At 62.8% G+C, this 24731-nt stretch carries 23 protein-coding genes and 2 tRNA genes; 14 read left to right on the plus strand and 11 right to left on the minus strand.

Annotated features, from left to right (window positions below):
* Window positions 1-22: 22 nt before the first annotated feature.
* The 3 genes from clpX to ACI2I1_RS03270 form a co-directional block, all read right to left on the minus strand.
* On the minus strand, window positions 23-1279 hold the full coding sequence (gene clpX, locus ACI2I1_RS03260) for an ATP-dependent Clp protease ATP-binding subunit ClpX (protein ID WP_221542750.1): 1257 nt from the start codon (window positions 1277-1279) through the stop codon (window positions 23-25).
* A 182-nt stretch (window positions 1280-1461) separates the two neighbouring features.
* Window positions 1462-2175, minus strand: coding sequence for an ATP-dependent Clp protease proteolytic subunit (locus ACI2I1_RS03265; protein ID WP_404677885.1), 714 nt, complete (start codon window positions 2173-2175; stop codon window positions 1462-1464).
* Window positions 2176-2335: 160 nt separating this feature from the next.
* On the minus strand, window positions 2336-3979 hold the full coding sequence (locus tag ACI2I1_RS03270) for a methyl-accepting chemotaxis protein (RefSeq protein ID WP_404677886.1): 1644 nt from the start codon (window positions 3977-3979) through the stop codon (window positions 2336-2338).
* Between the two features lie 432 nt (window positions 3980-4411).
* Between ACI2I1_RS03270 and ACI2I1_RS03275 the strand changes: the two genes are divergently transcribed.
* From ACI2I1_RS03275 to ACI2I1_RS03285, 3 genes are read left to right on the plus strand one after another with little or no spacing between them, the layout of a single operon-like run.
* Complete coding sequence (locus ACI2I1_RS03275) at window positions 4412-6499, plus strand: TonB-dependent receptor plug domain-containing protein (protein ID WP_404677887.1); 2088 nt, start codon at window positions 4412-4414, stop codon at window positions 6497-6499.
* Window positions 6500-6540: 41 nt separating this feature from the next.
* Window positions 6541-8028 (plus strand): amidase, encoded by a 1488-nt coding sequence (locus ACI2I1_RS03280; RefSeq protein ID WP_404677888.1) that lies wholly within the window; start codon window positions 6541-6543, stop codon window positions 8026-8028.
* Window positions 8029-9393, plus strand: a complete 1365-nt coding sequence (locus ACI2I1_RS03285; RefSeq protein WP_221542745.1) for a sodium:proton antiporter — start codon at window positions 8029-8031, stop codon at window positions 9391-9393.
* A gap of 126 nt (window positions 9394-9519) precedes the next feature.
* On the opposite strand, the gene tig is transcribed toward ACI2I1_RS03285, so the two are convergent.
* Both tig and ACI2I1_RS03295 read right to left on the minus strand, forming a co-directional pair.
* Window positions 9520-11091 carry a trigger factor gene (tig, locus tag ACI2I1_RS03290; protein ID WP_404677889.1) on the minus strand — a complete coding sequence of 524 codons (1572 nt, stop codon included), beginning with the start codon at window positions 11089-11091 and terminating at the stop codon, window positions 9520-9522.
* A gap of 59 nt (window positions 11092-11150) precedes the next feature.
* Window positions 11151-11235 (minus strand) — tRNA-Leu (locus tag ACI2I1_RS03295).
* Between the two features lie 162 nt (window positions 11236-11397).
* On the opposite strand from ACI2I1_RS03295, the gene ACI2I1_RS03300 reads away from it, so the two are divergent.
* The 6 genes from ACI2I1_RS03300 to ACI2I1_RS03325 all read left to right on the plus strand — a co-directional run bounded on the left by ACI2I1_RS03300 (window position 11398) and on the right by ACI2I1_RS03325 (window position 14682).
* Window positions 11398-11646, plus strand: coding sequence for a hypothetical protein (locus tag ACI2I1_RS03300; RefSeq protein ID WP_404677890.1), 249 nt, complete (start codon window positions 11398-11400; stop codon window positions 11644-11646).
* A gap of 11 nt (window positions 11647-11657) precedes the next feature.
* Window positions 11658-11816 (plus strand): hypothetical protein, encoded by a 159-nt coding sequence (locus tag ACI2I1_RS03305; protein WP_224812143.1) that lies wholly within the window; start codon window positions 11658-11660, stop codon window positions 11814-11816.
* An 82-nt stretch (window positions 11817-11898) separates the two neighbouring features.
* Window positions 11899-12195: a DUF3297 family protein gene (locus ACI2I1_RS03310; protein WP_404677891.1), complete on the plus strand. Its 297-nt coding sequence runs from the start codon at window positions 11899-11901 to the stop codon at window positions 12193-12195.
* A 213-nt stretch (window positions 12196-12408) separates the two neighbouring features.
* Window positions 12409-13848, plus strand: coding sequence for a ribosome biogenesis GTPase Der (gene der, locus ACI2I1_RS03315; protein ID WP_404677892.1), 1440 nt, complete (start codon window positions 12409-12411; stop codon window positions 13846-13848).
* On the plus strand, window positions 13841-14362 hold the full coding sequence (locus ACI2I1_RS03320) for a DUF2721 domain-containing protein (RefSeq protein WP_221542739.1): 522 nt from the start codon (window positions 13841-13843) through the stop codon (window positions 14360-14362). The genes der and ACI2I1_RS03320 overlap by 8 nt, the downstream gene beginning before the upstream one ends.
* 107 nt (window positions 14363-14469) lie before the next feature.
* Window positions 14470-14682: a hypothetical protein gene (locus ACI2I1_RS03325; RefSeq protein WP_221542738.1), complete on the plus strand. Its 213-nt coding sequence runs from the start codon at window positions 14470-14472 to the stop codon at window positions 14680-14682.
* Here ACI2I1_RS03325 and bfr read toward each other — a convergent pair.
* The 3 genes from bfr to ACI2I1_RS03340 form a co-directional block, all read right to left on the minus strand.
* On the minus strand, window positions 14679-15170 hold the full coding sequence (gene bfr, locus ACI2I1_RS03330; RefSeq protein ID WP_404677893.1) for a bacterioferritin: 492 nt from the start codon (window positions 15168-15170) through the stop codon (window positions 14679-14681). The genes ACI2I1_RS03325 and bfr overlap by 4 nt on opposite strands.
* A 124-nt stretch (window positions 15171-15294) precedes the next feature.
* On the minus strand, window positions 15295-15489 hold the full coding sequence (locus tag ACI2I1_RS03335) for a bacterioferritin-associated ferredoxin (RefSeq protein WP_221542736.1): 195 nt from the start codon (window positions 15487-15489) through the stop codon (window positions 15295-15297).
* A gap of 67 nt (window positions 15490-15556) precedes the next feature.
* A complete protein-coding gene (locus ACI2I1_RS03340; protein ID WP_404677894.1) occupies window positions 15557-16837 on the minus strand; it encodes a DUF418 domain-containing protein in 1281 nt (426 codons plus the stop codon).
* 235 nt (window positions 16838-17072) lie between these two features.
* Between ACI2I1_RS03340 and ACI2I1_RS03345 the strand changes: the two genes are divergently transcribed.
* Genes ACI2I1_RS03345 through ACI2I1_RS03355 form a run of 3 tightly spaced genes read left to right on the plus strand, consistent with a single transcriptional unit; the run spans window position 17073 to window position 19901 of the window.
* Window positions 17073-17792 (plus strand): ParA family protein, encoded by a 720-nt coding sequence (locus ACI2I1_RS03345; RefSeq protein WP_160726808.1) that lies wholly within the window; start codon window positions 17073-17075, stop codon window positions 17790-17792.
* Between the two features lie 32 nt (window positions 17793-17824).
* On the plus strand, window positions 17825-18550 hold the full coding sequence (locus ACI2I1_RS03350; RefSeq protein WP_404677895.1) for a hypothetical protein: 726 nt from the start codon (window positions 17825-17827) through the stop codon (window positions 18548-18550).
* A gap of 40 nt (window positions 18551-18590) precedes the next feature.
* Window positions 18591-19901: a tetratricopeptide repeat protein gene (locus ACI2I1_RS03355; RefSeq protein ID WP_404677896.1), complete on the plus strand. Its 1311-nt coding sequence runs from the start codon at window positions 18591-18593 to the stop codon at window positions 19899-19901.
* Window positions 19902-19977: 76 nt separating this feature from the next.
* Here ACI2I1_RS03355 and ACI2I1_RS03360 read toward each other — a convergent pair whose 3' ends face one another.
* Together ACI2I1_RS03360 and ACI2I1_RS03365 are read right to left on the minus strand one after the other, a co-directional pair.
* Window positions 19978-21198 (minus strand): dihydroorotase family protein, encoded by a 1221-nt coding sequence (locus ACI2I1_RS03360; protein ID WP_404677897.1) that lies wholly within the window; start codon window positions 21196-21198, stop codon window positions 19978-19980.
* Entirely contained in the window at window positions 21195-22220 is a 1026-nt protein-coding gene (locus ACI2I1_RS03365) for an aspartate carbamoyltransferase catalytic subunit (RefSeq protein ID WP_404677898.1), read from the minus strand. Before ACI2I1_RS03365 ends, ACI2I1_RS03360 begins: the two co-directional genes overlap by 4 nt.
* 111 nt (window positions 22221-22331) lie before the next feature.
* Between ACI2I1_RS03365 and sppA the strand changes: the two genes are divergently transcribed.
* Together sppA and ACI2I1_RS03375 are read left to right on the plus strand one after the other, a co-directional pair.
* Window positions 22332-24212, plus strand: coding sequence for a signal peptide peptidase SppA (sppA, locus tag ACI2I1_RS03370; protein ID WP_404677899.1), 1881 nt, complete (start codon window positions 22332-22334; stop codon window positions 24210-24212).
* Between the two features lie 69 nt (window positions 24213-24281).
* A tRNA-Val gene (locus ACI2I1_RS03375) sits at window positions 24282-24356 on the plus strand.
* 55 nt (window positions 24357-24411) lie between these two features.
* Here ACI2I1_RS03375 and ACI2I1_RS03380 read toward each other — a convergent pair.
* Window positions 24412-24678: a hypothetical protein gene (locus ACI2I1_RS03380; RefSeq protein WP_404677900.1), complete on the minus strand. Its 267-nt coding sequence runs from the start codon at window positions 24676-24678 to the stop codon at window positions 24412-24414.
* Window positions 24679-24731 lie beyond the last annotated feature (53 nt).

Below are 24731 nucleotides of genomic sequence, written 5' to 3' on the forward strand. Positions count from 1 at the left end.
ACGAAAAGGACGCGGACTATGTTCAGGCCGCTTCTTCCTTCGCGCCGTGGACCTGTATCGGGTCCTTCTTGCCTTCGACGACATCCGCATCGATCACGATTTCGGTGACGCCGTCCATGTCGGGCAGGTCGAACATCGTGTCGAGCAGGATGCCTTCCACGATCGAGCGCAGGCCGCGGGCACCGGTCTTGCGGGCTATAGCCTTCTCGGCGATCTTCTGCAGCGCGTCTTGCTTGAAGGTCAGCTCCACATTCTCCAGCTCGAACAGGCGCGCATACTGCTTGCACAGGGCGTTCTTGGGTTCGGTCAGGATCGTGATCAGCGCATCGGTATCGAGATCGCGCAGCGTTGCGATCACCGGCAGACGGCCGACGAACTCGGGGATCAGGCCGAATTTCAGGAGATCTTCCGGCTCGCCCTTTTCGAGCAGTTCACCCACGCGGCGCTTGTCCGGATCGGCGACATGCGCGCCGAAGCCGATTGACCGCTTCTGGAGACGGTCGGCGATGATCTTTTCAAGGCCCGCAAAGGCGCCGCCACAGATGAACAGGATGTTCGTGGTGTCGACCTGCAGGAATTCCTGCTGCGGATGCTTGCGGCCGCCCTGCGGCGGGACGGAAGCCGTGGTTCCTTCCATCAGCTTGAGCAGCGCCTGCTGCACGCCTTCGCCCGACACGTCGCGCGTGATCGAGGGGTTTTCCGCCTTGCGGGTGATCTTGTCGATCTCGTCGATGTAGACGATGCCGTGCTGGGCCTTCTCGACATTGTAGTCGCTGGCCTGCAGCAGCTTCAGGATGATGTTCTCCACATCCTCGCCCACATAACCGGCTTCGGTCAGCGTAGTCGCGTCGGCCATGGTGAAGGGTACGTCGAAGGTGCGCGCCAGCGTCTGTGCCAGCAGCGTCTTGCCGCAACCGGTAGGGCCGACGAGCAGGATGTTCGACTTGGCCAGTTCCACATCGCCCGACTTGCCGCCGTGCTTGAGACGCTTGTAGTGATTGTGCACCGCGACCGAGAGCACGCGCTTGGCGCGGTCCTGGCCGATCACGTAATCGTTCAGCGTCTCAAAGATTTCCTTGGGCGTCGGAACGTCGCCGTCCTTCTTGCCCGAGATCCCGGCCTTGGTTTCTTCGCGGATGATGTCGTTGCACAGTTCCACGCATTCATCGCAGATGAACACGGTGGGCCCGGCAATCAATTTGCGGACTTCGTGTTGCGACTTACCGCAGAAACTGCAGTACAGCGTGGATTTGCTATCGGTTCCGGTCAACTTCGTCATTTCCTGCTCTGCCCGCGCCACCTGTGAAAATCAGGGGATTCGCCGACTCTAGGCCGGTGCGGGCTTGGGTCAATATCATAGGTAACGCAAACCCCTTGCCATAAGCTGAAGGCTAGGGGCCGCGTTAACCCGAAGGACGCTGATGCATCCGGCCACTGGTCTATGCCGGCGGCATGCGGCGCTTATTCGGGCGCGCCGCCGGAGCCCTTGTCTTCGTCTTTCACGGGTTCAGGCTCGCCCTCGTTCTCGGGGCGCGCTTCGAACACCTTGTCGACGAGGCCGAATTTCATCGCTTCTTCCGCTTCGAGGAAGGTATCACGGTCCATCGCCTTCTCGATCTCGTCGAGGCTGCGGCCGGTATACTGGACGTAGAGATCGTTCATGCGCTTGCGGATCCGCAGGATCTCGCGCGCCTGGATTTCAATGTCGGATGCCATGCCGCGGGCCCCGCCCGAAGGCTGGTGGACCATGATCCGGGCATTCGGCAGCGCGATACGCATGCCGGGTTCGCCTGCGGCAAGCAGGAAGCTGCCCATCGAGGCGGCCTGGCCGATGCAGACAGTCGATACGCGCGGCTTGATGTACTGCATGGTGTCGTGGATCGCCATGCCGGCCGTCACCACGCCGCCGGGCGAATTGATGTACATGCTGATCGGCTTGGACGGATTTTCGCTTTCGAGGAACAGCAGCTGCGCCACGATGAGCGAAGCCATGTTGTCCTCCACCTGGCCGGTCACGAAAACGATGCGTTCGCGCAGCAGGCGGCTGAAGATGTCGAACGCCCGTTCGCCGCGGCTCGACTGCTCGACCACGGTCGGCACCAGCGCACCCGTGATGGGATCGCGGTCAAACTGGCCCTGACTGCTGTGCGCATCGCTGCCGAAGAGGTCGATCATGAGTATCCTTCCGTCTGAATTTCGGACGCCTATGTCGCCATGCCGGGCGCGATGTTCAAGGGGTCAGTCGCGCATCAGGATGACTTTCCCCCGCCCGCCTCACCTGCGGACCATTTGCGTACACATTCAGTTGCCCAGTCTCACGCCGCGAGTGTGCCGATCACGCCGCGCGCACGTGTTCTAGGAACTCGGCAACCTGAGTGCGGAGGACTTCTGCCCGGCTTTCCAGCGAGGTGCATCCGGTGAGAACCTGGCTCGCGGCGGCACCGGTGGCCAGGGTCATGCGGCTGACCTCGTCCATGTCGCCGCTGACCATTTCGGCACTGCGCGCGGCTGCGTCGATGCTCCGCGCCAGATCCTGCCCGGCAACCGCCTGCTGGTCCACGGCGGCGGCAATCGAGGTGGAGGTGACGCCCAGCTGGCCCACTTCCTCGGTGATCTTGCGCAAGGCTCCGGCGCTGGCGGAAGACGAAGACTGGATCAGCTTGATCTGCGCTTCCACTTCTTGCGTGGCGCGGGCCGTCTGGGCAGCCAGTTCCTTCACTTCGCTGGCAACGACGGCGAACCCGCGGCCTGCCTCGCCACCACGCGCGGCCTCGATACTGGCGTTGAGGGCGAGCAGATTGGTGCGCTGGGCAATCTGGCCGATCATCTCCACCACCTGTCCGACATGGGTGGCCATCTCGTCGAGATCGCCGATCGTGCGATCGGCATCCTGCGCCGCCTCATTGGCCTGCCCTGCACGCTCCGCGCTCGACGCTGCCTGGCGGCTGATCTCGCCGATCGACATCACGAATTCATCGCTGGCCGCCGCAGCGCCGGTCACGCCCTGGCTGGTCTTGGCCAGCAGATTGGTCGCATTCACTACGCGCTGCGACGACTGTTCCGCGTTTTCGGACATGACGAGAGCGGCGTCCTTCAGCTGGCCGCTGGCTGCTGCGACGTCCTGCGCCACCTCGCCGACCATGTGCTCGAAAGCGTCCGCCAGGTCCTGCAGCATAGCGACCCGCTTGTCGCGTTCTGCCGCAGAAGCGACCTGAGTTTCCAGCTCGTCATTGGCGGCCAGGCGCGCTTCTTCCTGCATCAAGCGCAAGCTCTCCAGCGCACGCGCCATTTCCCCGATTTCGTCCTGGCGGTCGAGCTCGGGGATTTCGAGATCGCTGGCGCCGGCGGCAAGCAGCGAGCTGGTTTCGCCGATGTTGCGGATCGGCGCGACAACCCGCCGCGTCATCATCCTGCGGCCAAGGAACAGCGTCAGCAGCGAGAGGACACCGAGAATCATCATCACCAAAGCGTAAAGCTGGATTTCCGCCTCATTGGAGATGGTCAGATCCATCAGGCCGCTTTCACCTCGATCGCGAAGAAAACTGGACAGGTCCCCAATGGCGTAACCGTCCTTGAAGATCGGAACCACGCCTTCGTAAATTTCTTCTTGCGGGGTGGTATAGAGCGCGTTGAGACCCGCCTTCATCGCGGCCAAATGCTGGCCTATTTCGTTGACCCGCGACAAAGCTTCTTCGTCGTCGCTTGCATAAGCGCCCTCAAGCCTCGCATGGGCCTGCATTGCCTTTTCAACCAGTGCGATCGCGGCGGAAAGATCTTCGGGATCGTTGCCCTCGTCGAGAAAATTGCCGAGGCTGCGCTGCGACGCGTGCACATCGGCACTGAGGCTGGTTGCGAGCAGTACGCCTTCGCCAATCTCGTCGAGATCGGTGGCATGGGCCTGAATTAGCTGGAACCCCAGGGTCGCGACCAAGCAGATGATCAGCACGCCCGCAGCACAGGCCGCGAACAATCCGTTCATCTGACTGGAGATTGAGCGGCCTCTCGAACCGAAGAAGGAGCGGGAGGGACTGGCTGCGTCATGGGTGCTGTAGGACACTTCGCAAAAACTCGCTGTATGGACATCGTTTGGCGCCTGCCGACGCGTGAAGCCGTTACCTGTTGTCGTGTATTCTGACCGAAGCTAATTTGCGCCACGCTTGCAGACTGCGCAGATATCGCGCCCGGCCAGGAATGTGCCCCTAGGGCATAGCGGTAAGCGAAGCGTTAAAGACGTGAGACATTTCTAATACCGCCAGGTCGCTGCGTGGGGACGGAGCACTCCATTGGGGCCCACCGGGCCCGTTGCTCTCGATACTTTCGCTCGTCGTGGGAATATGGCCGTTCATCGACACTCGGTTGGGTTCCTTACGTCCTCCCCTAGCGGGAAGCTGAAATAAGGGGGGTGCTTTTCGTGTCGAACAGGTCTGCGAGCTTGATAGCGCTTGTCTCGGGCATTTGCTCGATGACGCCGCTTGCCGCGCAGGATGCCGCAGATCCCTCGGTCATCGACCAGACACCGGCAGGAAGTTCGCAGATGACGCGAACCTACGAACCTGCCTTTTTCGCCGAATATGCGCCGCGCAATGCGCTGGACATGGTCAGCCGCATTCCCGGCTTTTCGATTTCGGGCGGCAATGCCGGCCAGCGCGGTCTGGGCCAGGCCGACCAGAATTTGCTCGTCAACGGAAAGCGCTTTTCGAGCAAGTCGGATTCGCTGAGCGATCAGTTGCGGCGTATTCCCGCCGCCGACGTGGTCAGGATCGAACTCGTTGACGGGAATACGCTCGATATTCCGGGCCTGACGGGCTTGGTCGCCAATGTCGTCTACGTTCGCCGGGGGGCATCGGGCCAGTTCCGGTGGGATCTCGGCTTCCGCCCGCATAATGCGGATCCGCGGTGGTATGGCGGCGAAGCCTCGCTCACGGGCAGTAGCGGCGCACTCGACTTCACCGTATCGCTGTCGAACGAAAACAACCGTTTCGGTGCCGATGGCGATACCCTGGTCTACGCGCCCGACAGCAGTCTGACGGAAGAGCAATATTCCCGCTTTTCAGGCGCTTTCGACAATCCGAAGCTCGCCACCAACTTCACCTACACACTCGGTCCGGCATCTATCGCCAATTTCAATCTGAGTTACGGCGAGGATTTCTACAATCGCGACGAGTTCGAAACCGGCCTCCCTGTTTCTGGCCCGATCCGCCAGCGCAGTTCGATAGTGCGCGAAGATGGACCGGAATATGAAATCGGCGGCGATGTGGAATTCCCGCTCGGCCCCGGAAGCCTGAAGCTGATCGGCCTGGAGCGGTTCGAGCGCGACAATTACGAAAACACCCTCGTCGACAACTTCTCGGACGACCGGCCTGCAATCGGTTCGCGCTTCCGGCAGACCAATGAAACCGGAGAGCGGATCGGCAGGCTCGAATACCAGTGGAACATGCTGGCATCCGACTGGCAGGTGGCAGGAGAAGCCGCGTTCAACCGGCTCGACCGGCGCTCATCGCTGTTCCGTTTGGGCGAAACAGGCGAGTTCTTCGAACTCGATTTTCCTGCCGGGACCGGGGGCGTGGCCGAAGACCGCTATGACACCAGCTTGTCATGGTCGAAGCCGATATCCTCCGCTCTGTCGGTCCAGCTCATCGGCGGCATGGAATTCTCCACGATCGAACAGACCGGCGCTGCTGCCAATGCCCGCTCGTTCAAACGGCCCAAGGGGTCGCTGGCCGCGACCTGGAAGCCGCAAGACAATTTCGACGTTTCGCTGACACTAGCCCGCCGCGTCAGCCAGCTGTCGTTCGGCGATTTTCTGGCCAGCGTCTCGCTCGGCAACGACAATCAGAATGGCGGCAATAACCAGCTGGTTCCCTATCAGAGCTGGAATGTCGAACTGCAGGCGAACAGGACTTTCGGCGAATGGCTGTCGCTCCAGTTCGATGTCCGGCAGGCCTGGTTCGAGGATTTCATCGACTGGTTCCCGCTGCCCGATGGTGGTGAGGCGCGCGGAAATATCGGCGATGCCCAGCGCCTCCACCTCGGCCTCGATGCGACGGTGCGGATGGATACGCTCGGGTGGAACGGCGCGCGCTTCGATGTGCGCCTGCGCTCACGGGACATGGATGTGACGGACCCCTTCACGGGAGAAAACCGTGCCTTCTCGGGCGACACGGTCGATCTGATCGATGTCGATTTTCGCCACGATATCCAGCAGAGCAACTGGGCCTGGGGCGCCAGCCTGTTTTCCGAAGGGAAGGTTCCCTATTCGCGCCGCTATGAATTCGGACGCGAATGGGAGGGCCCGACTTTCGTGACGCTGTTTGCCGAACACAAGGATGTCATGGGGCTGACCGTGCAGGGCCGGGTGAATAACCTGCTGGGCGCACGGGACCGGTTCGAGCGGACCGTCTATGACACACCCCGCCCCGGCGGCCTGCTGGCTTTCAGCGAGAGCCGGGATCGCCGCATCGGCCCGACCTTCGAGCTGTCGATTAGCGGAAGCTTGTAAACCACGCTTGCAATACCGGGCCGCGCTGTCACGGTGCCTGCATGATATCGCGCATCGCAACGCTCGCCGCCCTACTCGCCTCCGCGCCGATCATGGCGCAACAAGCCGGCCCCAACGCCGAAGCCTATCTGGATCGGATTGCCGCGCTGGACGATGCCGGGCCGCAACTGAATGCCGTCATTTCGCTCAATCCCGATGCCCCGGCCGAGGCGATGGCCGCAGATGCCGCAAACCTCCTGCTCGATGGGCGGACAGTCCTGATCAAGGACAACATCGAGACGCGCGAATTGCCCACCACTGCGGGCAGTCTTGCGCTGGCCGGCAATCGCACGAGGCGCGATGCCCCGCTGATTGCCAATCTGCGCGCCGCCGGCGGTGTGGTGCTGGGCAAGACCAATCTGTCCGAATGGGCCAACATCCGGGACAACAATTCCACCAGCGGGTGGAGCGCGGTGGGCGGCCTGACCCGCAACGCGCATGCGATCGACCGTAACAGCTGCGGTTCGTCCTCCGGTAGCGGGGCCGCCGTAGCCGCAGGATTTGCCTGGGCCGCGATCGGGACCGAGACCAACGGGTCGATCACCTGCCCTGCCAGCATCAACGGCGTCGTCGGCTTCAAGCCCAGCGTCGGCCTCGTCAGCCGCACGCATGTCGTGCCCATCTCCAGCACGCAGGACACCGCGGGGCCCATGGCGAACAGCGTCGCCGATGCCGCTCTTCTCCTTTCCGCCATCGCCGGGGAGGATGCCGCCGACAGCGCCACCGTCGGCGTGCCGCGCCGCGCCGATTATCACACTGGCTTGGCCGGTTTCCCGCTCGAAGGCGTGCGCATCGGGGTGATGCGCGGGCAGCAGGGCGACCGGCAGGACGTGCGCGACGTCTTCGATACGGCTCTGGCCGATCTGGAATCAGCCGGTGCCGAACTGGTCGAGATCCAATTCGAGATCGACGAGGAAGTCTACGGCGCCAGCTTCACCGTGCTGATGTATGAGCTGCGCGAAGAGATGGGGAAATATCTCGCCAGCCTGGCCGGCGACGACATGCCGCGCACGCTGGCCGATCTCATCGCCTTCAACCAGGCGCATCCGCAGGAAGAGATGCGCTGGTTCGGGCAGGATCTGTTCACTCTCGCCGAGAGCACCACCGATACCGAAGCTTACACCACGGCCCGCGCGACCGCCCTGCGGATTGCGGGCGAAGAGACGCTCGACAGGCTGATGGCGGACAATGATGTCGCCTTTCTCGTCGCGCCCACGCGGGGTCCGGCATGGGTCAGCGATTTGGTGAACGGCGACAATTTCAATGGCAGCATCGGCTTCGGCACGCCCGCCGCGGTCGCCGGCTATCCGCATCTGACCGTACCGATGGGCGCGGTCGAGGATCTGCCCGTGGGCCTCAGCATTTTCGGCGGTAAGTGGAAGGATTTCGAAGTCCTCCAGCTCGGCGCCGCCTATGAGGCGGTGCGCAGCGCCGAGCTGCCGGAGCCCGGCTTCGAGCGCTGGCAGCCCGCCGCCGGCCGGGGCAAGTAGATGGAATTCGATCCACGCATCTTCATGTTCGTCATCTTCGGGCTCGGGCTCACCCTTGCGGTGACGCTGGAGCGCGTGCTGGCGCGTTTCTGGCTGTCGCTGCCGATCCTCTATGTCGGCATCGGCTTCCTGCTGTTTTCGCTGCCACTCGGCCTGCCCCACATCAATCCCACGGTCGACGGGTTCGACGCGGTCGCGCTGGAATATCTCACCGAATTCATCGTCATCGCCTCGCTCATGGCGGCCGGGATCGCGATCGACCGGCCGGTGAGCTGGCGCAACTGGCGGCAGATCTGGCCGCTGCTGGTGATCGCCATGCCGCTGACCATCGCCGCCGTCGCGCTGATGGGCTGGTGGATGGTCGGCCTCGCCCCGGCCAGCGCTCTGCTGCTGGGCGCAGCACTTGCCCCGACCGATCCGGTACTGGCGCGCAGCGTACAGGTTGGCCCGCCGGGGCAGAACAAGCGCCATGACGTGCGCTTCTCGCTTACCGTCGAAGCCGGTCTGAATGACGGGCTGGCCTTCCCCTTCACCTATCTTGCCATCGCCGCGATCGGGATGACCTCGCTCGGCATGTGGACGGTGCAATGGGCCGCGCTCGATCTGGTCTGGCGCATCGCCGCCGGGGTGGCCGTGGGCTGGGCCGTGGGCCGCGCGGGCGCATGGTACGTGTTCGAGCGCGAGGCGGATTCTCCGATCGAGGAGATCGACGAGGAAAGCGAGAGCGCCGACCAGCCGAAATATTCGACCAGCGAAGGCCTGGTCGTACTCGGCACGCTGCTGCTTGCTTACGGCCTGGCAGAACTGGCCGAGGGATACGGCTTTCTCGCCGTTTTCGTAGGTGCCGTGACGGCCCGCCAGCGCGAAAACCGCAGCCGCTACCACAAGCTCAGCCACCATTTCATCGACCAGATCGAACAGATCGTGCTTGTCATCGTGCTCTTCGGCTTCGGCGCCATGCTGGCGGGCGGCGTGCTTGGCGCGTTGACCTGGCAGGGGGCGGCCATCGGCATCGCGCTGATCTTCGTGATCCGCCCGCTGGCAGGGCTGCTATCGGAATCTGTGTGCAATCTGCCCCTGCCCGGCAAGCTCGCGGTCGCGTTTCTCGGCGTGCGGGGTATGGGTTCTATCTATTACCTCGCCTACGGCCAGAACCACGGCAAGTTCTTCCAGTTCGACCAGCTCTGGGCCATCGCCAGCTTCACCATTCTGGTGTCGATCATCGTGCACGGCATCGTGGCCGGCCCCTTCATCCGCATGATCGAAGAACGCAAATGGCACATCCATCTGGGCGAGGACGAGGGCCTCCCCAGCCTCAGCCCCGAAAACCCCAGGATCGTGCGAAAGTCCGACAGCGAGGCCTGACGGTCGCACTCACGGCCTTGGCGGACATGCCGCAGCCCGGTGCGTGAGCCGGGCCCGCGCAGGCGGGGCGAAAAAAAGGGCGGCAGGATCGCTCCCGCCGCCCTTCGCTGATGTCGTGCCGAAAGCTTACTTCTTGTCGGCTGCCTTCTTGGCAGGAGCCTTCTTGGCCGGTGCCTTCTTCGCGGCAGGCTTCTTGTCTTCAACCTTGTCGTCGGACTTCTTGGCAGCGGCTTTCTTGGCCGGTGCCTTCTTCGCGGCAGGCTTCTTTTCAGCCTTCGCATCGTCCGACTTGTCGGCAGCTTCCTTCTTGGCAGGAGCCTTCTTCTTGGCCGGCGCCTTCTTTTTGGCGGGCTTCGCTTCGGCTTCGCCTTCTTCCGCTTCGATCGCGGCTTCCAGTTCCTCGCGCGTCACTTCGCGGTCGGTGATTTCGGCCTTGTCGAACAGGAAGTCGACGACCTTGTCTTCATAAAGCGGAGCGCGCAGCTGGGCGGCGGCCATCGGTTCCTGCTGGATATACTGCATGAAGCGTTCACGATCCTGCGGGCGATACTGCTGTGCAGCCTGCTGGATGAGCATGCTCATTTCCTGCGAGGTGACCTGCACGTTGTTCGCCTGGCCAATTTCGGAAAGCAGCAGGCCGAGACGGACGCGACGTTCTGCGATGTCGCGATATTCTTCCTTCTCGTCTTCCATTTCCTTCAGCGTCGCTTCGGGATCTTCCGAACGGGCGGCTTCCTGCTGGAGCTGGGCCCAGATCTGGTCGAATTCGGCATCAACCATGCCCTGCGGCACGGCGAAATCGTGGCCCGCAGCCAGCTGGTCGAGGAGCGAGCGCTTCATCTGCGTGCGGGTCAGGCCGGCAGTTTCCTGCTCGAGCTGGCCGCGCAGCAGTTCCTTGAGCTTGTCGAGACCGTCGAGACCGAAGTTCTTGGCGAAATCGTCGTCGATCGAGGTTTCGCCTTCGACCTTCACTTGCTTCACGGTGACGTCGAATTCGGCCTTCTTCCCGGCGAGATGGGTCGCCTGGTAATCTTCGGGGAAAGTGACTTCGATGGTCTTCTCATCGCCGGTCTTCACGCCCACGAGCTGGTCTTCGAAGCCGGGGATGAACATGCCCGAACCCAGCACCAGGGCTGCGTCTTCAGCCTTGCCGCCTTCGAATTCCTCGCCGTCCACACGTCCGACAAAGTCGATGATCAGCTGGTCGCCATCGGCGGCCTTCTTGGTCTTCGCGGCGTCCTTGTAGTTCTTGTTGTTCTCGGCCAGCTTGCCGATCGCTTCCATCACTTCCTCGTCGGTGACGGGAACGGTCAGGCGCTCGATCTTGAGATCGTCGGTTGCCGGTGCTTCCACTTCGGGCAGCACTTCGAGTTCGATGGTGAGCGTGGCGTCCTTGCCCTGCTCATAGCCTTCGCCGACTTCGACCTTGGGCTGCATCGCCGGCTTCAGCTTGTTGTCCTGCATGGTCTTGTCGACCGATTCGCGGATCATCGAGTTGACGGCATCGGCGTGAAGCTGATCGCCATGCATCTTGCGCACGAGATTGGCAGGCACCTTGCCGGGGCGGAAGCCGGGCATTTTCACCTGCGGGGCGATCTTCTTGATCTCCGAATCGATGCGGGCATCGATATCCTTGGCAGGAATGGTGATCGCGTAGGCGCGCTTGAGGCCTTCGTTGGCGGTTTCTTTGATCTGCATGGGTGTCGAAACTCGTAGGTTACTGTCTGTCTGAGCGAGGGTTCACGACAGAGCGGAATTGGTGCGGGCGAAGGGACTCGAACCCCCACATCTTTCGATACTGGTACCTAAAACCAGCGCGTCTACCAATTCCGCCACGCCCGCAAACCGTGAAAGCGAATCCGCGCGCAGACGGGGTCCGCCGCGTATATAGGGGCGTGCCTCTAGTCGGATGCGGCGAAAAGGGCAAGCGCGGCGACAGGGTCCGTGCGGATTGTGGAACAGACCTGGCCGAGTGGCCGTTTGATGGGGGAAAGGATCGCACCCATGAGCGACTACGAAACCCCCAAAGTTCCGCCGGCCACACCGCCGACGATCGACCCCGACGTGAAACCCAAGACCGCTGCCGAGATGGAAGCGGAAGGCGAGCGCGAGGGCGATGTCCTCGCCGACGAGACCAAACCAGACGAAATCGATGTCGAGACCGAAGAGGCCATGCGCCCCGCCATGGATGGCGGCGACGATGGCAAAGGCGAACAGGCTCTCGATGCCGCCACGATGCTTCCGCCCGACTGAGGAGAATGATCATGGCGACCCAGCCAGACCCCGATACCATCAATCCGGGCGCCCCGCCCGAAATGCCGCCAAGTTCCCCGCCTGACGAGACCCCGATGGAAGAACCGCCCTCCATCGAGCCCGTCCAGCCCGATTATGACGAACCCGATCGCGGCCCCGACGAAATCTGATCGGAAATCTCGAGATGGCTCAGCATCCGGCCCGGGCGTTTAATCTTGCCGGGCCGGATCACCCAAAGTACAGGCCCGCTCCATGAGCGAAGACAACCAGACCGAAGACAAGCCCAAGACCCCACCCATGAAACTGTCGGTTCACCCCGATAGCGAGCATTTCGACGTCAATGTGCTGCAGCGCGGCGTGGGCATCCGTTTCAAGGGCCGGACCCGCACCGATATCGAGGAATACGATATTTCCGAAGGTTGGGTGCGCGTGCAGGCTGGCAAGACGGTCGATCGCAATGGCAAGCCGCTGACGCTCAAGCTCAATGGCCCGGTCGAAGCTTGGTATGAAGATCTGGGCGAAAACCCGCCCGTGGCGAAGGCCGACTGAAAGGCCTTTCCTACATTGGGGCATTGATGGCAGAGCCGCTTGCATGGACGGTTCGCCAGCTCTGAAATCGCACAATTCCGCCGCCTGGGCCTGCATTTGGCCCGGCGGCATTTTTCCTTTCAGGACCGTGCTCCATGTGCTCCATCCTGTAGGAAACGCCCTGCGGCCTTGCCAAAGCCGTGGCTATCGACCACCTCCCCGCAAGGCACGATCATGACACAGACAGCAAAACCCACCGTAATCATCATCGGCCGACCCAATGTCGGCAAATCGACGCTGTTCAACCGGCTCGTGGGCAAGAAGCTCGCGCTGGTGGACGACCAGCCAGGCGTCACGCGCGACCGCCGCATGGGCGATGCCGAAATTGCCGGGCTGGAATTCACCATCGTCGATACCGCGGGCTGGGAAGACGACGATCCTGAAAGCCTGCCAGGCCGGATGCGCCAGCAGACCGAAGTCAGCCTCGAAGGGGCCGATGCGGCGCTGTTCGTCGTCGATGCACGGGCCGGTATGACCCCGCTCGACGAGGAAATCGGCCGCTGGCTGCGCGGACAGGATGTGCCGGTCGTGCTGGTGTGCAACAAGGCGGAAGGCAAGGCCGCCGAACCGGGCATACTCGAAAGCTACAGCCTTGGCCTCGGCGAACCGATGGGCATCTCCGCCGAACATGGCGAAGGCATTGCCGACCTGTTCGCCGGCCTCTGGCCCATCATCGGCGCCAAGGCAGAAGCCGCAGAGACTGCTGCCGAACTCGAAGCCGAACTCGATGAAGAAGACCTGTCGGGTCCGCTCAAGCTGGCCATCGTCGGGCGCCCCAATGCGGGCAAGTCCACGCTGATCAACCGCCTGCTGGGCGAAGATCGCCTGCTGACCGGTCCCGAAGCGGGGATCACGCGCGATTCGATTGCCGTCGACTGGGAATGGTTCGACCCCAAGGCCAACGAACAGCGCGAAATCCGCCTCATCGACACGGCGGGGATGCGCAAACGCGCCAAGGTGACGGAGAAGCTGGAGAAGCTCTCGGTCGCCGATGCCAAGCGCGCAGTCGACTTTGCCGAAGTAGTCGTCCTGCTGCTCGATGCGACCAAGGGCCTCGAACATCAGGATCTCAAGATCGCCAGCCACGTGCTGGAAGAAGGCCGCGCCCTGATGGTGGCCATCAACAAGTGGGACATTGCGGAAAACGCCTCCTACCTCTTCAACGGCATCCGCGAGGCGCTGAACGAAGGCCTCAGCCAGGTGCGCGGCGTCCCGCTGTTCGCCGTGTCGGCCAAAACCGGCAAGGGCCTCGACACCATGCTGTCGGCAGCGTTCGAATTGCGCGAGGCATGGAGCCGCCGCGTGCCGACGGCCGCGCTCAACCGCTGGTTCGACGATGCGCTAGCCGCCAATCCGCCCCCGGCTCCGGGCGGCCGCCGGATCAAGCTGCGCTATATCACGCAGGCGAGCGTCCGGCCGCCGCGCTTCGTGGTCTTCGGGACCCGGCTCGACGATCTGCCCAAGAGCTACGAGCGCTATCTGGTCAACGGCATCCGCGCCAAGCTGGGCTTCGATGCCGTTCCCGTCCGGGTCGTGCTGAAAAGCCCCAAGAACCCCTATGATGCCAATCGCGGCGGCGGCGGCAAGTTCAGCGGGGGCAGCGGGCGTGATTGAACTGCTGGCGGTGCTGCCCGGTTTGGAACTGATCGAGCGGACCAGCTCTACCGTTCGCGTGCAGCATGTCGTCCAGCTCAGCCTTGCTCCCGCCTTCCTCCTCGCCGGGATCGGCGCGGTCATGAATGTCATGACCAATCGCCTGTTGTGGGTCGCCAACAAGATCGAGCGGATTCTGGCGGCCGACGAACGCGACGAGGCAGGCGATCAGCTGAAGGAAATTCCGGCGCTGGAGGCACGCAGAATCCTCGCCCAGCGCGCCGTGATGCTCAGCACCGCCGCCGCTTTCACGATCAGCATCGTGATCCTTCTGCTTTTCATCAGTGCCTTCGTTTACACGCCGCTCGGCACTCTGGTGGCATTGACCTGGGTCATCACCATGGGGCTGCTCATGGCGGGTCTGGCGTATTTCCTGCTCGAAACGCGGACTGCGGCGCGGCGCAACCTCGAAAGAATGAAGGAACGCCAGTTCGGGCCCGAAGATCTGGCAGACGACGATTCGTCGCAGATTTAAGGCCGCTTCGCGCCCGGTAGCCCCATTTCAGAGGCGACCGCAAAATGGTTGTCGCGCGTTAATCGGTGCCCGCGCATTTCCTTTCCCCACGCGAAAGGAGACCTGCCATGCAGCGTATCGAGATTGCCCTCCTCCCGGCCACCGGCATCCTGACGGGGCCGGTGGTGATGGAGGCGCTGGATGTACAAACCGCGTTGACGATCACGGACATCAACATCGAAGCGGGCGGTGCCGAACTGTGGTGTGACGGAAGGTGCCTGGGCACGCTCACCAAGCATGGCGGCCATCACGCGACCTTCTGGGAAGTGAGCAAGCCCTAGCCTTGCTCACCCTCGCCGGCGGGCTTGGAATTCAGCTGGACGTAATTCTGCAGTCCCATGCGCTCGATCATGTCGAACTGGGTTTCGAGGAAGTCGACGTGCTCTTCCTCGCTGGCGAGAATATCCTCGAATATCTGGCCGGAGGCGAAATCGCGAACCGACTGGCAATGCTCCGCAGCTTCCTTGAGCAGCGGGATCGCTTCCATTTCCATCGCGAGATCGGCGCGCAGGATTTCCTCGACCGTTTCACCCACCTTGAGTTTGTGGATCGCCTGGAAATTCGGAAGTCCGCCGAGAAAGAGGATGCGTTCGGCCAGGACATCGGCGTGTTTCATCTCGTCGATCGATTCGTGCCGTTCGTAATCGGCCAGCCGGCTTACGCCCCAATCTTCGAGGACGCGGTAGTGGAGCCAGTATTGATTGATCGCGGTCAGTTCGTTGGTGAGCGCCTTGTTCAGGAACTCGATGACCTTCGGATCGCCCTTCATGGCGTAGCCCTCCACAATGTTTCGATTCGCGACCTTATGTCCGCGACCGTACTATGCGGCAAGGGCACGACCATTCAACAAATGGGCAAAGAACGGAATTCGCGGCTGTTTATTCGAGAACAGCTCAGGCGGCGACTGTGTCCGGCTCGAACACCAATTCGCGCTCCTCGAAGAGGATTGCATCGGCTTCGTCGAGGCAGGACCCGCAGGCCGGCCGCTTACCCAGGGATGCGTAACAGGCTTCTGCATCGCCAGGACACCGCCGCGCCGCCTGGCGCAACTCGCTTTCCCTGATGGCATTGCAGATGCACACATACATGGCTTGCGACTCCCTTGCGATTGATTCGCAAACGCAGATATAATGCGATCAATTCTCAATAGCAAGGCTATCGTCTGAGGGTAAATCTGCGGCCGTAAGTGAGGCACCGCCAGACCCATTCGAGAGGGCCGTACCGAAAGCGATCGAGCCATGGCTTGGACCACGCCAACATGATGATCCAGCTCGCCAGGACGACAAGGTAAAGCTCGCTACGGCCAAAAACGCCGAACAGATCGAGGCCCCAGTTTCCGAAAACCACCAGCATGACGATGGATGTGCCGAGATAGTTGGTGAAGGCCACCCTTCCCGCCGCCGATAGACGATCCCCAAGCCAGCTCCCTGCGCGAGGGGCGTGTAGCGCAAGCAGAGCGACGTATCCGAGCGTCATAAACAATCGGGGAAAGTGCGAGGTGCCCAGGAATGCGGACAGGGTCGAATAATAGGTGAAGCCTCCATCCAGAGTGGCAAGGGCGATCCACCCCGTGAGCACGCCGCCGGACAACAGCCCCGCCCAGCCCCAAAGGCGCTGCTTCCTGTGATCCAGACGGCCCTCGAAAAGGCCGTATCGATAGAGCGCCATGCCGATGAGCATGAGCGGGAGGGTCTCGAAAACGATCAGCCAGCTGGACGCGACGGGATCCGTACCATGCTCCTTTACCGTGTGGCTTACGAATTCCGGATAGGAACCGTCCTGCCGAATCGTGGTCTCGAGCCGTCCGTCTTCCAAATCCGTTTCGGCTCCGGATTGAAAATCCTTCTGCACCTGAGCCAATTCGGGGCTGTCGGGTACGGGCCCATCCGCCGTGATTTGCATGAAAACCATGCTGATGACGTAGAAGAGTCCGCCCGCAATATATGCCAGAACGCCGATCACCATCTGTTTGCGAGCGCTGAGCCGGAGGAAGAGCAAGGCCAACAGCCCAGCCGCGGCATAGGAGAACAGAATATCCCCGCGCCAGATCAGGAAGAAGTGCACCAGACCGAAAAGGCCCAGCCAGAGTAGCCGTTTGACCTGAAGCCAGCGCGTCTCCCCCTTGGCCCACGCCTTTTCCATGAAGAGGTAGACGCCGGCACCGAACAGAAGGGTGAAGAGGCCCCGCATCTTGCCATCGATCAGCACGAGCTGGGCCGCCCACATCCAGTCTTCCGACTGTGAGTGGCCGGTCGTGAAGGCGCCCGGGTACATATATGCGGTAAAAGGCTGCCCCATCGCAAAGATATTGGCCGCGAGAATGCCGAGAACCGCAATGCCGCGAATGAAGTCCAGGCTGGCGATACGTCCGCCGGCAAGGGCGACCGGCCGGGCATTGTCCGGCGTCGCCAGCTTCGATTCGCTTCCATCGTTCATTCAAGAGCCCCTGCCGTTTCTCAGCTGGTGGTAGTCGACAATGCCGAATCTCCCACCCCTGCCCGGCCTGAATTCACAGTTTCAAGGCGAAGAAGCTAGGGGCCGGCGAAGGCGCCCAGCCGAAACTCAAACAGCATTAACCCTAAATTAGGGGTAGTCTGCGATCTCCCTAAATCGAGACCGCCGCCCACCAGCGGCATAAGGATTGATACAGGCGCTATAGGGGGACCTAGCCTTGCGTGTACTGGCATTGGCATCGCAGAAGGGCGGATCGGGTAAAACCACGCTCTCCGGACATCTGGCCGTTCAGGCCCAGCGAGCGGGCGCCGGCCCGGTCGTCCTGATCGACATCGACCCGCAGGGATCGCTGGCCGATTGGTGGAACGAGCGTGAAGCGGAACTTCCCGCCTTCGCGCAGACAACCGTAGCCCGTCTGGCTGCCGACCTTGCGATCTTGCGTCAGCAGGGCTTCAAGCTGGCAGTCATCGATACGCCGCCGGCGATCACCATGGCTATTCAGTCGGTCATCTCCGTCGCCGAGCTTATCGTCGTCCCGACCCGCCCCAGCCCGCACGATCTTCGTGCCGTCGGGGCCACGGTCGACCTGTGTGAGCGCGCCGGCAAGTCCTTGATCTTCGTGGTCAATGCGGCGACGCCGAAGGCGAAGATCACCTCGGAAGCCGCCGTTGCGCTGTCGCAGCACGGCACCGTTGCCCCGATCACGCTGCACCACCGCACCGATTTCGCCGCCTCGATGATCGATGGCCGCACGGTCATGGAAGTCGATCCGGAAAGCCGTTCGGCCGCCGAGGTCACCGCGCTGTGGAAGTATATTTCCGATCGGCTCGAAAAGCAGTTTCGCCGCACCGTCTTCGCCGCGCCTGGCCAGCAGGCCGCGCAGCAGCCCGGTGCCTATCGTCCCGCCGGTGGCTTCGGCCGTCGGGTCGCCCAGTAAGAGCAACTTTAGGAAAGGCGGAGGCCAGCCGGATGTCAGACGCCAATTTCGCTTCGCTTTCTTCGACTCTGCTTGCGCGCAAGGGCGGTGCAAAACCCGCCATGCGTCCGCAATCGGCGGTGCTGGGTCCCGTGGACGGGGTTGCCGCCGCCGCGAATCTGGAAGATCTCGGCTGGAACGACATGGGCGAGGACGCCCCTGCGGGCCAGTCGGAACCCAAGGCGCTGAACGCCGTTCCGCGCAGCCCCGCCTCGGCATCTTTGGCCGAATCGGGTCTGATCAAGAAGCCCGCACTTCCTCCCATCGAGGAGCGCGACGCGCTTGATGACGAAGACGGCGACGGGCACGCCTCGTCGGATCGTGTCGTCCCGATCAATTCGTTGCAGGGCAAGGATCAGCAGAACTCGCAGAACGAAGTCCGCGAATCGCTGGAACGCATCGCGAATCGCATGGAAGGCAGCAAGCCCTCCGCGGTGGAAGAAGCCGACGAAGACGACGCCTATGCCGACGAGGCTCCGGAGGTAATCCTTCCTCGCGCGCTCAAGCCGTCGCCTGCCCGTTCGAAATCAGCGGCTTCTGGAAAGAGAGCGGCCTTCACGCTGCGTCTCGATCCGGAACGCCACCTCATGCTGCGTCTTGCCTGCACCGTCCGGGGCAGCAGCGCGCAGCAACTCGTCACTGACGCTCTTGATGGCCTTTTGGCCGAAATGCCGGAAATCGCCATGCTGGCCGCTCAGGTCCAGCGGCGCCCGAATTGAGACTTGAAAGACGTGGGATCGCCTTTTCAGGGAAAGTAAGATGACAACAAGAAACGCAACTTTCATCAGGCTCGCCGTCAGTACGGCCCTCGTCAGCACCGCGCTCGCCGGCTGCGGCGGCAAGGTCGCGCCGACCGCCGCCCATTCTGCGGGCAAGGCCGAAGTCGCTCTGGCGAAGGGAAAGACCGACAAGGCTATTACCCACGCCGAAGCTGCCGTGCTTGCTTCCCCGCGCGACCCTTATGTCCGCACCTTGCTCGGCAATGCCTATCTCGAAAACGGACGTCTGGCCTCTGCCGCGCAGAGCTTCCAGGACGCGATCGATCTTGGCGATACGTCTCCGCGCACCGCCATCAGCCTGTCGCTGGCGCTGACCGGCATGGGCGATCGGGCCGCTGCCATTTACGCACTGGAAAAGCACGAAGCTGCGATCGATCCGGCCGACTTCGGTTTGGCAATCGCCCTGGCAGGCCAGCCGCAGCGCGGTGTCGACGTTCTGTCGAATACGCTGCGTGCGGGCAACAACACCGCCAAGGTTCGCCAGAACCTCGCCTATGCTTATGCGATGAGCGGCCAGTGGCGCGAAGCACGCCTGATGGTTGCCGAAGACGTTCCTGCCGACATGGTCGGTGACCGCATGGCCGAATGGGGCGCAATCGCTCATCCCGAGCATTACCGCACCCGCATCGCCAACCTTCTGGGCGTCGAAATCGTCGCCGATTCGGGCCAGCCCCAGATGCTGGCGCTGGCAAACAGTCCCAGTGTCGACATGCTCGCGGCCGAAACAATTGCCGACGAAGAACCGCAGGTCGCACTCGCCGCAGGCGAGGAACTGCCTGCGATCGCGCCGACCGCACCGATCGAGCGCGTGGCGCTGGACGATAATTTCCTCGACAACGGCATTGCCGCAAGCAGCCCGGTTACGGCAGAACGCAAGCCTGCGCCGACCCGCATCGCGGCAGCCAAGCCCAAGCCGGCCGAGCCCGTGCGCGAAGTTGCTGCGGCACCAGCGCCGAGCAAGGCGATGGCCTCTTCGCCGCGCCTCACGCTTGCCAGCGGCGATTACAACATCCAGCTGGGTTCCTACTTCTCGATGGCGGATGCCGAAGAAGGCTGGAACAAGTTTCAGAAAATGTACCCCGAACTGGCCGATGCCGAACGCGTCATCAGCAAGGCACGGGTGAACGGGAAGCTGTATTTCCGCGTCGCCGCAGTCGGCTATGCGAAGGACAGCGCAAGGGCCCTGTGTTCAAACGTGAAAGGCAAAGGCGGCAGCTGTATCGCCTATTCGCAGAGCAACCCGCTTCCCGGCGCAATCGCGAACGGCAAGATCAGGGTCGCCGCACGCTGATCCGCTTTCGCAGCGTATAAGAACCACCGAAGACTGCCCCCTTCCGGCTTGCCGGACGGGGGCATTTCTTTGCCGCCTACAATTCTATCGCAACGCCGCCCTTCCACAGGGCCAGGACGCGGCCCTGCGTGGGCTGTCCGTCGAACGGCGTGTTCCCCGCCGTGGCAGCCATCTTCGCGCTCTGGATGATCCACGGCTTTTCCGGATCGACCAGCGCGACATCCGCCTCGAACCCGGCCTTGAGCGCGCCTGCATTGACACCGAGCACTCGGGCAGGATTGAGCGCGAGCAGGTCGAAAGCTCGCGGCAGATCGATCAGGCCGTCGCGCACGAGGGACAGCACCATGGCGAGCAGCGTTTCCGCCCCCGCCATGCCGGGTTCCGCGTCGGAGAAAGGCAATCTTTTGTCTTCCGGGCCGCGCGGATCGTGGCCGCTGGCGATGACATCGATCGTGCCGTCGGCGATTGCCTCGCGCACCGCCTGCCTGTCGTCCTCGCTCCGCAGCGGCGGTGACAGGCGGGCGAAAGTCCGAAATTCGGCCGTCGCCAGATCGGACAGCATGAAATGCGCCGGCGTTACACCAGCAGTCACGCGCTGTCCGGCAGCTTTCGCCGTGCGGATCATGGCCAGACCCGCGCGGGTCGTCACCTGCCGGAAATGTACATGCGCCCCGGCCATGTCCGCCAGCGCCAGATCGCGCGCAATGGCGATGGCTTCGGCCTGCGCAGGTGCGCTCGGCAGCCCCCGGCGAGTGGCATATTCACCTGCCGTCGCCACGGCTTCGCCGACGAGCGCGGCATCTTCAGCATGGGCGATGACCGGCATTTCCAGCATGGCGGCATATTGCAGCAGGCGCAGCATGGTCCCGCTGTCGGAAATCCACTTCCGGCCGGTCGCGATCCCCTTCGCCCCGGCTTCGCGCATCAGGGCGAATTCGGCGATCTCCCGCCCTTCGAGCCCGCGCGTCGCAGCGGCAAGCGGATGGACCCAGAAGTCCGGCTTTCCGCTCTTCGATATGTAGGACACTCGGCTCGGCAGATCGAGCGCGGGTGACTGGTCCGGCATCAGCGCGGCCCGCGTGATCCCGCCGAAATGGAACGCCGGCTTGTCGATGGCGAAAACGCCCAGGTCGACGATTCCGGGCACAACCAGCTTGCCGCGCGCGTCGATCGTTTCGCCGGAATCGCCTTCGGCATCGGTGATGATTCCCTCATCCATCCGGAGCGGGCCTTCGCGCACGCCTTCCGTGGTAACGATCCGCCCGTTGGCAATGGTGATGGAGGCTGCCTGTTTCATGCTGCGTCTCCCCAGCCCTCTACCTGCCTGGCGCGGCGGGTCAGCACATCGAGGCAGGCCATGCGGATGGCAACGCCCATTTCCACCTGCTGCGTGATGATCGATCGATCGATCATGTCCGCAACTTCGCTGTCGATCTCCACGCCCCGGTTCATCGGGCCGGGATGCATCACCAGCGTCTGGTCGCTCGCCTGCGCCAGCCGTGTTTTCGTCAGCCCGTACAGGTGGTGGTATTCGCGTGCCGAGGGGATGAACTGTCCGCTCATGCGCTCCGTCTGCAGGCGCAGCATCATGATCACATCCGCTCCCTGAAGCGCGGCATCGAAATCATGGAAAACTTCCGCGCCCATCGCTTCTATGCCCGCTGGCATCAGCGCCGGCGGCGCGCACAGGCGAACCGTTGCGCCCAGTGCCTGCAGACACAGCAGATTGGACCGCGCGACGCGGCTGTGCAGAATATCGCCGCAGATCACGATGATCTGGCCCGTGAAATCGTCGGCCTGCTGCCCGCGTTCGCGCAGGGCATGTCGCAGCGCCAGCGCATCGAGCAGCGCCTGGGTGGGATGTTCATGCTGCCCGTCACCGGCATTGAGAACGGGGCAATCCACCTTGTCTGCAATCAGGCCGGTCGCGCCGCTCGATCCGTGGCGGATCACGATGGCATCCGCGCGCATGGCGTTGAGCGTGATCGCCGTGTCGATCAGCGTCTCACCCTTCTTCACGCTCGAGGTGGCGGCGTGCATGTTCACCACATCGGCACCCAGCCGCTTGCCGGCGATCTCGAAGCTGAGCAGCGTGCGCGTCGAATTTTCGAAGAACGCGTTGATGATCGTCAGGCCGGCCAGCGCATCGGAATGCTTGGCGCTCTGCCGGTTGAGATCGACCCACTGTTCCGCCTCGTCGAGCAGGAAAAGGATTTCGTGCCGTTCCAGATGGCCGATGCCCAGCAGGTCACGGTGCGGGAATGCAAGCGAACCCACCGGATAGCGGGCCGCGTGAGGCGTGGTGTCGGACGGTGTCATTAAAGCCATGCCCTTAATCGAGGGCTATCGCACCCTCAAGCATATTCCGGTAGCGCAACGCCCCACCCTGCCCTAGTCTTTGCGGCGGACACTTTCAGGGGAAGAATTTTCATGCATTTCGCAGGCAAGGTCTGGCGTTTGCTGGTGGGTATCAAGGACGGCCTGGTACTGCTTTTCATGCTGCTGTTTTTCGGACTGCTGTTCGCAATCCTGACCGCGCGGCCCAGCCCCGCCCAGGTCCGCGACGGCGCGCTGCTGCTGAATCTCGATGGCGTGATCGTCGAAGAAGCGGCCCCCATCGATCCCTTCGCCGCGCTTGTCTCCGGCACCGTCCCGACCAGCGAATATCAGGCCCGCGATCTGGTCCGCGCGCTTGATGCCGCCGCTGCGGATGAACGGATCACTGCCGTGGTGCTCGACCTGGACAGCTTCCTTGGCGCAGGTCAGGTCCATCTCGCCGAAGTGGGCGAAGCGATGGACCGCGTGCGCTCCGCAGACAAGCCGGTGCTCACCTATGCCACCGCCTATGCCGATGACGGTGTCTTCCTGGCAGCGCATGCCAGCGAGGTGTGGGTCGATCCGCTTGGCGGCGCAGTCGTTGCGGGCCCTGGTGGAAACCGCCTCTACTACAAGGGACTGCTCGACAAGCTGAAGGTCAACGCCCGCGTCTACAAGGTCGGCACATACAAGAGTGCGGTGGAGCCCTATATCGAAACCGGCATGTCCGATCCGGCGCGCGAGAATGCGCAGGCGCTTTACGGCGCCCTGTGGGAAGAGTGGCAGGCCAATGTCAAAAAGGCGCGTCCTGCAGCCGATCTGCAAATGGTGGTCAGCGACCCTGCCGCCTGGATCGAAGCGGCCAATGGCGATCTGGCCAGCGCTGCCAAGACCGCCGGGCTGGTCGACCGCATCGGTACGCGGACACAGTTTGGCGAACGCGTCGCCGAACTTGTCGGCGAGGATGAGTGGAGCGAACTTCCCGGCGCCTATCCGTCGACAAATCTGGCCGCATGGCTGGAAGCCAACCCCTGGTCGGGTGAAGGCAAGGAAATCGGCGTGGTGACCATCGCGGGCAATATCGTCGACGGCAGCGCCGGTCCGGGTACCGCCGGGGGGGAACGGATTGCAGAACTGCTCGATGAGGCGCTCGACAAGGATTTTGCCGGGCTCGTCGTGCGGGTGGATTCGCCGGGCGGATCCGTCACCGCCAGCGAGCAGATCCGCAACGCCATCCTGCGTCACAAGGCGCGCGACATCCCCATCGCAGTGTCCATGGGCAATGTGGCGGCAAGCGGCGGCTATTGGGTCTCCACCCCGGCAGACCGCATCTTCGCCCAGCCCGAAAGCATCACCGGCTCAATCGGCATCTTCGCCATCATCCCGACCTTCGAAGGGGCGGCGGAAAGCCTGGGCGTGACCAGCGACGGCGTGACGACCGGCCCGCTTTCGGGGCAACCCGATCCCATCGGCGGCTTCACGCCTGAAGTGGACCGGATCCTCCAGGCGACGATCGAGGATGGCTATCGCGACTTCCTGAGCCGCGTGGCCTCCTCGCGCAAGATGGACCTCCAGCAAGTCGACCGGGTCGGTCAGGGCCGCGTCTGGGACGGCGGCACTGCGCGGCAGCTACGATTGGTCGACGAATATGGCGGCATGCCCGAAGCCCTTGCCTGGGTGGCCGCTCAGGCCGATCTTGCGGATGGCGCCTGGTCGCCTGTCTATCTCGGCGACGAGCTGAGCACGACCGACACGATCCTCCGCCAACTGCTGATCGGGGAACAGGATGCGAAGGGCCGGGACGTGTTCGCCCTCCTCGCCGGCAACCAGCGGGCCTTGGCAGGCATGCTCCTGGCCGATACCGAGCGCCTGCTCGGCACCCAAGGTGCACAAGCCTACTGCCTCGCATGCCCCGCCTCTCCCACCACCAAGGCCAGCGACCAGATTGAGCCGGACGGCATATGGGCGAAGTTGGTGATGTTTCTCGCCGATTGAGCGGCTTGCAAAAGCGCGCGCTGCAACGTAAAGGCCCGCCCCTGCCCGGCATTCGGTGCCGTCAAGGGCGGGCGCGTAGCTCAGTGGTAGAGCACACCCTTCACACGGGTGGGGTCGCAAGTTCAATCCTTGCCGCGCCCACCATCTTTTCAAGGACTTATGCTTGATTTGATGGCCAAGAGCCTAAGGTCTCTCGCGCCTAGCAACCTTTTGAGCGACCTTTCTCTTCGGACCCCTCCGGAAACAACGGCAAAGTCCCCTGCCCGATTTCCGATGGCCCCGGCTCCCGCGTCAATTCGTATGGGCGCAGGGCTGCTACTACGCGCGCCGTGAGAGTTTGAACCGCCACCTCCCGGTCCAGTTTGCCGCGCGGGGAAACAATGCTGCGCAGCGCGTAGGCAGGAGCTGTCTTCAGCGCGATTGAAATGATCGTGTCTAGCTCATCATTGTCGGGGCGAATCATCATGCCACCATTGTGGAACATTTAGGGAACGCTTGGCAAGGCGATTGAAGAAGGCA

Origin of the sequence: Qipengyuania sp. NPDC077563, assembly GCF_044901345.1 — a bacterium.
GTDB classification, from domain to species: Bacteria; Pseudomonadota; Alphaproteobacteria; order Sphingomonadales; family Sphingomonadaceae; genus Qipengyuania; species Qipengyuania aestuarii.

Coding starts and splice junctions, on each gene's coding strand:
- clpX (WP_221542750.1), bottom strand. CDS start 1,279: ATGACGAAGTTGACCGGAACCGATAGCAAATCCACGCTGTACTGCAGT.
- ACI2I1_RS03265 (WP_404677885.1), bottom strand. CDS start 2,175: ATGATCGACCTCTTCGGCAGCGATGCGCACAGCAGTCAGGGCCAGTTT.
- ACI2I1_RS03270 (WP_404677886.1), bottom strand. CDS start 3,979: ATGAACGGATTGTTCGCGGCCTGTGCTGCGGGCGTGCTGATCATCTGC.
- ACI2I1_RS03280 (WP_404677888.1), top strand. CDS start 6,541: ATGATATCGCGCATCGCAACGCTCGCCGCCCTACTCGCCTCCGCGCCG.
- ACI2I1_RS03285 (WP_221542745.1), top strand. CDS start 8,029: ATGGAATTCGATCCACGCATCTTCATGTTCGTCATCTTCGGGCTCGGG.
- tig (WP_404677889.1), bottom strand. CDS start 11,091: ATGCAGATCAAAGAAACCGCCAACGAAGGCCTCAAGCGCGCCTACGCG.
- ACI2I1_RS03300 (WP_404677890.1), top strand. CDS start 11,398: ATGAGCGACTACGAAACCCCCAAAGTTCCGCCGGCCACACCGCCGACG.
- ACI2I1_RS03305 (WP_224812143.1), top strand. CDS start 11,658: ATGGCGACCCAGCCAGACCCCGATACCATCAATCCGGGCGCCCCGCCC.
- ACI2I1_RS03310 (WP_404677891.1), top strand. CDS start 11,899: ATGAGCGAAGACAACCAGACCGAAGACAAGCCCAAGACCCCACCCATG.
- der (WP_404677892.1), top strand. CDS start 12,409: ATGACACAGACAGCAAAACCCACCGTAATCATCATCGGCCGACCCAAT.
- ACI2I1_RS03325 (WP_221542738.1), top strand. CDS start 14,470: ATGCAGCGTATCGAGATTGCCCTCCTCCCGGCCACCGGCATCCTGACG.
- bfr (WP_404677893.1), bottom strand. CDS start 15,170: ATGAAGGGCGATCCGAAGGTCATCGAGTTCCTGAACAAGGCGCTCACC.
- ACI2I1_RS03335 (WP_221542736.1), bottom strand. CDS start 15,489: ATGTATGTGTGCATCTGCAATGCCATCAGGGAAAGCGAGTTGCGCCAG.
- ACI2I1_RS03340 (WP_404677894.1), bottom strand. CDS start 16,837: ATGAACGATGGAAGCGAATCGAAGCTGGCGACGCCGGACAATGCCCGG.
- ACI2I1_RS03350 (WP_404677895.1), top strand. CDS start 17,825: ATGTCAGACGCCAATTTCGCTTCGCTTTCTTCGACTCTGCTTGCGCGC.
- ACI2I1_RS03355 (WP_404677896.1), top strand. CDS start 18,591: ATGACAACAAGAAACGCAACTTTCATCAGGCTCGCCGTCAGTACGGCC.
- ACI2I1_RS03360 (WP_404677897.1), bottom strand. CDS start 21,198: ATGAAACAGGCAGCCTCCATCACCATTGCCAACGGGCGGATCGTTACC.
- ACI2I1_RS03365 (WP_404677898.1), bottom strand. CDS start 22,220: ATGACACCGTCCGACACCACGCCTCACGCGGCCCGCTATCCGGTGGGT.
- sppA (WP_404677899.1), top strand. CDS start 22,332: ATGCATTTCGCAGGCAAGGTCTGGCGTTTGCTGGTGGGTATCAAGGAC.
- ACI2I1_RS03380 (WP_404677900.1), bottom strand. CDS start 24,678: ATGATGATTCGCCCCGACAATGATGAGCTAGACACGATCATTTCAATC.